Source organism: bacterium (genome assembly GCA_030655055.1).
GTDB lineage: Bacteria > Edwardsbacteria > AC1 > AC1 > EtOH8 > UBA5202.
Genome location: JAURWH010000224.1, coordinates 1 through 8220, shown reverse-complemented (window position 1 = coordinate 8220; position 8220 = coordinate 1). Strand labels below are relative to the sequence as shown.

The following is an 8220-nucleotide window of genomic DNA, read 5'->3' as shown; positions in this document are numbered from 1 at the left end:
GATCGTGCTTTGGGTTTAATTTTGGAGAAACTGAATAGGTTAGACATAGAACAACATTTGAACATTTTCAACCTTTGTAACTTTTTAACTTTCAGGAAATATGACCAAACAGGAAATACTCTCTTTATTAAAGGCCAAGCTGGGCACCGGCTTCATCGCCCACACCGAGCCTATTCCCGAACAGTTGTGGGTGGAGGTCAAGCCCCAGGCCTCGGTCCAGGCCGTGGAGATACTGCACCGCACCACCAAGGCCCGCTACTTAGTGAGCGTGGGCTCGGACGAGCGGGAGCTTAAAAAGCGCTTCGGGGTCTACCACCTGTTCAGCTTTGACAAGGAGCACTTCTTCGTTACCATCGATGTCTCGGCCGATCCCCACAAGCCGGTGCTGCCCTCCATCACCAACGTCATCGCCGGGGCCAACTGGTCGGAGCGGGAGATCCGCGATCTGCTGGGTGTGCAGTTCGAGGGCCATCCCGATCCCCGGAGATTGGTGCTGGCCGATGACTGGCCGAACGAGGTCTATCCGCTGCGCCGGGACTTCGACTACAGTTCCAAGCCGCCCTCCAACCCGGAGAACGCCTATCCCTTCAAGGACAACCCGCCCAACACCACGGTGGTGGCCATGGGGCCGTATTTCCCGGTCTTTGAAGAGGCCACTTACTTCCGGCTGTACGTCGAGGGCGAGAAGGTGGTGGACGTGGACTACCGCGGCTTTTACGCCCACCGGGGGATAGAAAAACTGGGCGACGCCTCGCTGACCTACAACCAGATACCGTTCATTGCCGAGCGGATCTGCGGCATCTGCGGCTTCGTCCACAATGTCTCCTTCTGCAAATTAGTGGAGCACGCGGCCGGGATCAAGGTCCCCCGCCGGGCCGACTTCATAAGAACCATCATGTTGGAGCTGGAGCGCATCCATTCCCACGCTTTGTGGCTGGGGGTGGCCGGGCACATCATCGGCTTTGACACCGTGCTGATGCAGACCTGGCGGATGCGGGAGCCCATCATGTGGCTGTGCGAAAAACTGACCGGCAACCGCAAGACCTACGGCATGAACCTGATCGGCGGGGTGCGCCGGGACATCACCAAAGCCCAGGTGCCCGAGGTCCGCAAAAAGATCGACGCCATGGACAAGGAATGGCAGGCGGTGCTGGATGCCGTCAAGGACGACACCACATTAAGAATGAGGCTGGAGAAGGTGGGGATCCTCAACCGAGAGCAGAGCCACGAGTGGGCGGCTGTGGGCCCGGTGGCCCGGGCGGCCGACATCGACATGGACTCCCGCAAGGACCATCCCTACTGCGCCTACGACGCGGTGGATTTCAAGGTGATCACCGCCGACACCAACGACGTCTGGGGCCGGACCGTGGTCCGGATCCTGGAAACAATCGAATCGTTCAAGATCGTCCGCCAGTGCCTGGACGCTTTAATGGAACTTCCGGAGGGCGACATCATCACCGAGATCCGGGACGAGATCCCGGCCGGGCGGATAGCCATCAGCGCGGTGGAAGCCCCCCGGGGCGAGGACGTCCACTTTCTGCTGACCGGCGGCGACAACCGGCCCTACCGCTGGCGGGTGCGGTGCCCAACCTACCCCAACCTGCCCACCGTGCAGGTAATGGTCAAGGGCGAGCAGGTGGCCGACGTGCCGATCATCCTGGGATCCATCGATCCCTGCTTCTCCTGCACCGAGCGGATGGAGGTCTGCGACCTGTCCACCGGCAAGATCAGGATATATTCACAAGAAGAGCTGTTCAACTGGACCACCAAGCGCAGTTAGAAACGGTTTGAAACTGTTGGAAATGGTTTGAAATGTTTACAATTTACGAAGGGGTGGAGTGATGACGATAAAGAATTTTGAAGATCTAAAAATATGGCAAGTAGCCAAACAGTTAACAAAACAGGTTTATTCGGCAGCCAACTTACAGAAATATAACCGGGATTATTCACTGGTTGACCAAACAAGGCGGGCATCGGTTTCAATCATGGCCAATATTGCTGAAGGTTTTGAGCGAGAAAACAACAAGGAGTTCATTCAATACTTGTATATTGCCAAAGGATCTTGCGGGGAGTTGAGGAGCCATTTGTGGATCGCTCAGGAATTGATGTTTCTGACCGAGGTTGAAGGTAAAGCTTTAAGAGAAGAAGCTGCCGGGCTATCAATCATGATTGCAAAGTTGATAATGTACCTAAAAACCTCGCCCATTAAGGGCGCAAAGCACAAGCGGACGTAACGATTCAAACCGTTTCAAACAAGGAACGTTTCAAACAGTAAGGGTGGTTTAATGATCAGAATAGCAATAATGTTATTTGTCCTATTGTTCGTCTCGCCTCTGCTGGAGGGCATTCTGCGCAAGTTCAAGGCGCTGGTGCATTCCCGGATCGGGCCGCCGCTGCTGCAGCCGTACTGGGACATCCTCAAGCTTTTGGGCAAGGACGACGTCCGCTCGCCCCACGCTTTCCTGGGGCCGCTGCCGGCCTTTCTGGGCCTAGCCGCTATTCTGGCCGCCGGCCTGCTGGTACCGCTGGGCAACAGCGCGCCCTTCGCCAGCGGGGACCTGTTCCTGTTCCTCTACCTGATCAGCTTCGCCTCGGTCTGCGTGATGCTGGCCGGCATGGACTCCGGCTCGCCCTACGGCTTCCTGGGAACCGCCCGGGAGATGATGACCTCGTTCGTGGTGGAGCCGGTGCTGTTCATAGCCCTGATCACCGTGGCCATCAAGACCCGCAATTTCCGCTTCTCGGACATGGCGGCCTGGCAGCAGATCTCCGGGACCTCGCTTTCCACCATAATTTCAGGGTTGGCGCTGTTCCTGGGGATCCAGGCCCAGCTTTCCAAACTGCCGTTCGACATCCCCGAGGCCGAAGGCGAGCTGATGGGCGGAACCTTCGCCGAGATGTCCGGCCCGACCTTTGCCCTGTACCGCTGGGGCTTCATAGCCAAGCAGGTGATATTCTCCATGATCCTGGCCCAGTTGTTCTTCCCCTGGCCCCAGGGACTGACCGGCCTGTGGGCGGTAGTTGCGCAGGTCGTCAAAGTGGTCCTGATCGTGATAGTGGTGGGGCTGATAGATGTGGTCAACCCCCGGCTGAGGATAGACCAGGCGCTCATTTATTACTTTGGCGTGATTTTGATGGCGATAGTCGGGCTGGTCTTCGCGCTGGTGGGAGCCTGAGCTATTTACAATTTGGGATTTGCAATTTGGAATGCCACCATTTGAGAGAAGAGTAAATGGCGACTTTTAAGAAATTTGAAGAAGTGGATATTTGGATAAAAGCTCGTGAATTGACCAAGCGGATTTACGAAGCCTCTCGCAAAGGGGCTTTCGCCAAGGATTATTCTCTGGGCGACCAGATGAGGCGGGCATCGGTGTCGATCATGTCAAATATTGCCGAGGGTTTTAATCGTGGCGGGAACAAAGAACTTGTCCAATATTTGGCAATCGCCAAAGGATCTGCGGCAGAGATACAAAGCCAATTATATGTCGCCCTTGACCAACAGTATATACCCAAAGAAGTATTTAACGATTTATACAATTTAACAGACCAAATTGCAGCCGGAATATTTTCTTTTATAATTTATCTCAATAAAAGCAATATCAAAGGGATAAAATATAAATACGCCCAAATTCCAAATGGTAAATAAATAGCAGGAAAGAATTGCTAACATGATCATATCCAAATTGAAAGAAGCCATCATCTGCTTCAAGAACCTGAGGGTCACTTTTCCCTATCCCCTGAAGCGGAATATCGAGGCCCTTCCGGTGGAGGGATTCCGGGGCAAGCTGACCATAGACGTGTCCAAGTGCATCGGCTGCGCCGGCTGCGCCAACGTCTGCCCCTCGCGGCTGATAATCGTCACCGACAAGAAGGCGGTGCGCCGGCTGGACTTTTACCTGGAGCGCTGCACCTACTGCGGGCGCTGCGCCGACGTCTGCCCGGAGAAGGCCATCACCATGACCCAGGAGTTCGAGACCGCCACCAACGACGTCCACAACGACATGCACATCAGCGCCGAGGTCTACATGGGCACCTGCCAGCGCTGCGGAAGATGCTTCGAAACCCAGACCATTCTGGACAAGATGATGACCGTGGGGTTCAGGACTGGCGGGCAGGGAGAGGTGCTTAACGATGGAGGGAGTACGAAATAGGGCAAGGCGATGATGGAACTGACGGGCAAGGGGGAGACATATACGATGGAGGATGCCCGAAATGGGGTCAGGCGATGATGGAACTGTCAGGCATGGCAGATATGCTTAACGATTGAGGAGTTCGAAATAGGGCTGGGCAAGGTTTAAAACGATGAAAACAATAAGATGAGATGAGTATGGAATTGAAATTTGAAAAACTGGAAGTATGGCGGATATCGCTGGAATGCATAGATAAGGTCTATGCGCTTTTGGAAAAATATCCCCGGTCCGAAGAATATATCCTAAAACAGCAGGGCAAGCGTTCCATAACCTCGGTCTCGCTGAACATTGCCGAAGGCAGCTGCAAGCACACCCAAAAGGAATTTGCGCATTTCGTAAATATATCCATAGGCTCCCTGGTGGAAACCCTGGCCAATCTGAAAATAGGACTGCAAAGAAAATACATCATTGACGCAGACTTCAAAGGCATTGAGTCCTTGCTGGACAAAATGTATTTCAAGCTGATGGCCTTGGAAAAGACCCTGCGGAAATAGTTTCCAAATTATCGGTGCGCGGCTTTTATCATTGCCTCTCCAACGTTAATCGTTGCCGAACATTCATGACAGGCTTCTCAAACGTGAAAACGTTGCCGGGCTTAAATGGCTTGCATCTCAAACATCGCGCGGCGTTTAGTAAGGGCATCTCAATCGTTGCTTTGCTTTTAGTTTTGCTCCTCAAACATCAAACCCAATTTATTAGCTTATAGGTCAAAGTATGGGCGACTTAATCACAACCTTAATGGTCTGCCACTTCATAGCCTCGGTGGGCGCGGCCGAGATCAGGAACCTCAAGACCTCCACCATATTCCTGATGTTGCAGTCCCTACTGCTGGCTTTGATCATCGCGGCCTTTGCCGGACGCAGCCAGAACTACTCGCTTTACTGGTGGGTGGCTTTGACCGTGGCCACCAAGGTCATCATCATCCCCTGGCTGCTGTGGGTCCACATCAAGAAGACCCAGGTGATGGAGATCAAGCCCCTGGTCAGCTTCGTGGTCTCGTTCATCGTGCTGGCCATCTTCCTGGTGGCCTTCTACCAGATGATCCACACCTACGCCAATTTCGTGGCCCCCACCGCGGCGGCGGCCGCGGAACCGGCCCGCTCGGCCCTGGCCCTTTCCTTCACCATATTCGTGCTGGGGCTTTACGTGCTGGTGATCCACCGGGACGCGGTCAAGATAATCATCGGCCTGCACCTGATAGAGAACGGCGTGCACCTGGCCCTGGTGACCCTGGTTCCCCAACTGCCGGTGACAACCATCCTGGGAATCGTCTCCAACGTGGTGGTGGCCGCAGTGATGCTGCTGTTCCTGACGGACAGCATCTACAAGGCCTTCGGGTCCTCTGACACCATGAAGCTTTCCAGCCTTAAGGGCTGATCCGGTTTCCGCCGGATGGTCCGGCCTGGGTCAATAAAGAACGTTTAACGTTTGAAAGGAGCCCGGCAAATGACAGACAAAAATATCCTTAAAAGCATCTCGCTGTTTTCCGATTTTTCGGACAAGGAGATCGAGAAGATGGCGGCCCTGTTTTCCGATAGGTCTTTCAAGGAAAACGAGGTGCTTATACCGGAGCAGTCCGAGAACCGGGAACTGATGATCCTTTTGGACGGCAGCGTGGCGGTGGAGGTGGGGTTGAGCCTTTCGGCCAGCGCCGAAAAAATGATGCTGACCTCCGAGGACTCCCCCGGCCGGATCATCGAATGGTCCTCGGCCATCGACACCACCAAAAGCGGCGGCACCGCCTCGGCCCGGGCCTTAAAGCCCACCAAAGTGCTGGTGGCCGACGGGCAGGCTTTGGTCAGCCTCTTTAAATCCGAGAAGGAGCTGGGTTACAAAATGATGCACAAGATCCTGCTGGTAATAGCCTCCCGGCTGAAGGACACCCGGCTGCAGCTGATCAGCATGGCGGCGCAGTGCCGCTGACCAAGGTTTGAAAGGTTGGAATGGTTTGAAATGTTTGAAACGTTCGGTTTGGTCACAACAATAATGCAATATCACAAAGCATAGCAGGTTAATTTATGGTCGTTACTATCAATCCCACCGCGGTCTCGATCCTGCCGTTCCTGGTGTTCATGGTTCCCCTGTTCTTCGGGGGCCTGATCTTCGCCCTGGGACGCTTTGGCAAGTTCTTCCGGCAGGGGCTGGCCCTGATCGGGATATTTGCCACCCTGGCCATCTCGATCATGATGACCGGCCGGGTGCTGGGCGGCGAGGTGCTGACCTGGTGGAATAATAATTTCTACATCGACGGCCTGGCCACCCTGATGGAACTGGCGGCCAGCGGGCTGGGAGCCATCGTGGTGGTCTACTCCATCTACTATTTTTCGGAGAAGACCGAGGCCGCCGAGGCCCACCCCTACACCAGCATGACCAGCTACTACGGGCAGATCATGGTCTTTTTGGGGCTGATGAACTGGACCTGCGCCACCAATAACATCATCATGATGTACGTCTCGCTGGAGTTCACCACCCTGGCCACGGTCTTTCTGGTGACCTTCCACTGGAACAAGCAGGCCCTGGAGGCCGGTTACAAGTATCTGCTCCTGGTCACGGTGGGCGTGATCTTCGCCCTGCTGGGTTCGGTCCTGCTTTACGCCGCGGCCATTCCCTACCTGCCGGTGTCAAGGGTCCTGCTTTTGACCGAGCTGGGGACCATTGCCACCAAGATACCAACTAATATCGTTCTTCTGGCCTCGGCCTTCTTAGTGGTCGGTTTCGGCACTAAGGCCGGGCTGGTGCCCTTCCACGCCTGGCTGCCGGACGCCCACGCCGAGGCCCCGGCCCCGGTCAGCGCCCTGCTTTCCGGGATCGTCATCAAAGTGGGAGCCTACGCCCTGGCCCGGACCATCTCGGTCTTTGCCCCGCACTACGGCACCATCCCGCTGTTCATCGCCATCCTTTGCTCCATCTCCATGATCGTTGGGATGATGATGGCCATGATCCAGGACGACCTGAAGCGGATGCTGGCCTACTCGTCAGTCGCCCAGATCGCCTACGTGATCGAGGGCCTGGGAATGGGCACCTACCTGGGGATCTACGGCGGCCTGATGCACCTCTTAAACCACTCCATCGTCAAGGGACTGCTGTTCCTGGCGGTGGGGGCGCTGATCTACGCCACCGGCAAGCGCAAGGTGTCCGAGTTGTCGAAGATCAAACTGAACATGCCCATCACCGCCTTCGCCTTTTTCGTGGGCATCTTCGCCCTGTCCGGGATGCCGCCCTTCAACGGATTCGTTTCCAAGTTCACCCTGTTCCTGGCGCTGGGGCAATCCAAGCTTTTACGGGCGGCCATCATCGGCATCATCACCTCGCTGTTCACTTTGGTCTGCTTCTTCAGGGCCGGTTACAAGATATTCTGGTCGCCCAAAGAGGTGCATGCCGTGGGCGCCGAAGCCACCACCGCCACCGAGGTCCCGGCCGGGATGTGGATCGGCATGGTGATCCTGGCCGTGGCGGCCATAGTGCTGGGTGTGTTCCCCCAGATAGTGCATCCGCTGATAGACAGCGCCACCAAGTGCATTTTGAGGATATTGATAGGGGGATAACTACAGCAAGGTGGACCCCTCCCCTTCGACAAGCTCAGGGCAGGCTCTTGATCCCTCCCCGAAGCGGAGAGGGAAAAGGTGCGAAAGGGCCTGGTAGCGCGATTATTAAACTTCGTAGCACGAAATAAATCCAAATACAACCAATATACAATGGACAGATAATATGAAGAAGATAACGGCAATACTCTTAACAGCAGGCGTTCTGGCATCGCTGGTGTTCTCCGGGTGCGGGCCGGGAGGCCAGCAGATCAAGATCGGGGTGGCCGGGCCGCTGACCGGCGAGCAGGGCAAGGCCGGGCAGGACCTGCTGCACGGGGTGCAGCTGGCGGTCTCGGAGTGCAACGCCCGGGGCGGGGTGTTGGGCAAGCGGGTGGTGATCATCGCCGGGGACGACCGGGCAGATGAAAAGGAAGCCAATGCCATCGCCCAGCGTTTGTGTGACCAGGGGGTGGCCGGAGTGGTGGGGCACTACAACAGCCACTGCT

General features: G+C 55.7%; 10 protein-coding genes. All 10 read left to right on the top strand.

The features are described 5' to 3' along the window. Positions 1-100: 100 nt before the first annotated feature. The gene (locus Q7U71_10560) at positions 101-1780 is read left to right on the top strand and encodes an NADH-quinone oxidoreductase subunit C (GenBank protein ID MDO9392199.1); all 1680 of its coding nucleotides are present in this window, start codon (positions 101-103) and stop codon (positions 1778-1780) included. A gap of 61 nt (positions 1781-1841) precedes the next feature. Continuing rightward, positions 1842-2234 carry a four helix bundle protein gene (locus Q7U71_10555; GenBank protein ID MDO9392198.1) on the top strand — a complete coding sequence of 131 codons (393 nt, stop codon included), beginning with the start codon at positions 1842-1844 and terminating at the stop codon, positions 2232-2234. Positions 2235-2285: 51 nt separating this feature from the next. After that, on the top strand, positions 2286-3176 hold the full coding sequence (locus Q7U71_10550) for an NADH-quinone oxidoreductase subunit H (protein ID MDO9392197.1): 891 nt from the start codon (positions 2286-2288) through the stop codon (positions 3174-3176). A gap of 56 nt (positions 3177-3232) precedes the next feature. Continuing rightward, entirely contained in the window at positions 3233-3646 is a 414-nt protein-coding gene (locus Q7U71_10545; GenBank protein MDO9392196.1) for a four helix bundle protein, read from the top strand. Between the two features lie 22 nt (positions 3647-3668). Then, positions 3669-4151 (top strand): 4Fe-4S dicluster domain-containing protein, encoded by a 483-nt coding sequence (locus Q7U71_10540; GenBank protein MDO9392195.1) that lies wholly within the window; start codon positions 3669-3671, stop codon positions 4149-4151. 176 nt (positions 4152-4327) lie between these two features. Continuing rightward, positions 4328-4684, top strand: coding sequence for a four helix bundle protein (locus tag Q7U71_10535; protein ID MDO9392194.1), 357 nt, complete (start codon positions 4328-4330; stop codon positions 4682-4684). A 220-nt stretch (positions 4685-4904) separates the two neighbouring features. Next, complete coding sequence (locus Q7U71_10530) at positions 4905-5567, top strand: NADH-quinone oxidoreductase subunit K (protein MDO9392193.1); 663 nt, start codon at positions 4905-4907, stop codon at positions 5565-5567. Between the two features lie 69 nt (positions 5568-5636). Next, positions 5637-6113, top strand: coding sequence for a cyclic nucleotide-binding domain-containing protein (locus tag Q7U71_10525; GenBank protein MDO9392192.1), 477 nt, complete (start codon positions 5637-5639; stop codon positions 6111-6113). Positions 6114-6208: 95 nt separating this feature from the next. After that, the gene (locus tag Q7U71_10520) at positions 6209-7735 is read left to right on the top strand and encodes a proton-conducting transporter membrane subunit (GenBank protein MDO9392191.1); all 1527 of its coding nucleotides are present in this window, start codon (positions 6209-6211) and stop codon (positions 7733-7735) included. A 163-nt stretch (positions 7736-7898) separates the two neighbouring features. After that, a partial coding sequence (locus Q7U71_10515) for an ABC transporter substrate-binding protein (protein MDO9392190.1) occupies positions 7899-8220 on the top strand: 322 nt, incomplete at its 3' end.

Bases quoted from the DNA above. Each gene is read 5' to 3' on its own strand.
- Q7U71_10535 (MDO9392194.1), top strand. From the start codon at position 4,328: ATGGAATTGAAATTTGAAAAACTGGAAGTATGGCGGATATCGCTGGAA.
- Q7U71_10540 (MDO9392195.1), top strand. From the start codon at position 3,669: ATGATCATATCCAAATTGAAAGAAGCCATCATCTGCTTCAAGAACCTG.
- Q7U71_10530 (MDO9392193.1), top strand. From the start codon at position 4,905: ATGGGCGACTTAATCACAACCTTAATGGTCTGCCACTTCATAGCCTCG.
- Q7U71_10555 (MDO9392198.1), top strand. From the start codon at position 1,842: ATGACGATAAAGAATTTTGAAGATCTAAAAATATGGCAAGTAGCCAAA.
- Q7U71_10560 (MDO9392199.1), top strand. From the start codon at position 101: ATGACCAAACAGGAAATACTCTCTTTATTAAAGGCCAAGCTGGGCACC.
- Q7U71_10550 (MDO9392197.1), top strand. From the start codon at position 2,286: ATGATCAGAATAGCAATAATGTTATTTGTCCTATTGTTCGTCTCGCCT.
- Q7U71_10525 (MDO9392192.1), top strand. From the start codon at position 5,637: ATGACAGACAAAAATATCCTTAAAAGCATCTCGCTGTTTTCCGATTTT.
- Q7U71_10520 (MDO9392191.1), top strand. From the start codon at position 6,209: ATGGTCGTTACTATCAATCCCACCGCGGTCTCGATCCTGCCGTTCCTG.
- Q7U71_10545 (MDO9392196.1), top strand. From the start codon at position 3,233: ATGGCGACTTTTAAGAAATTTGAAGAAGTGGATATTTGGATAAAAGCT.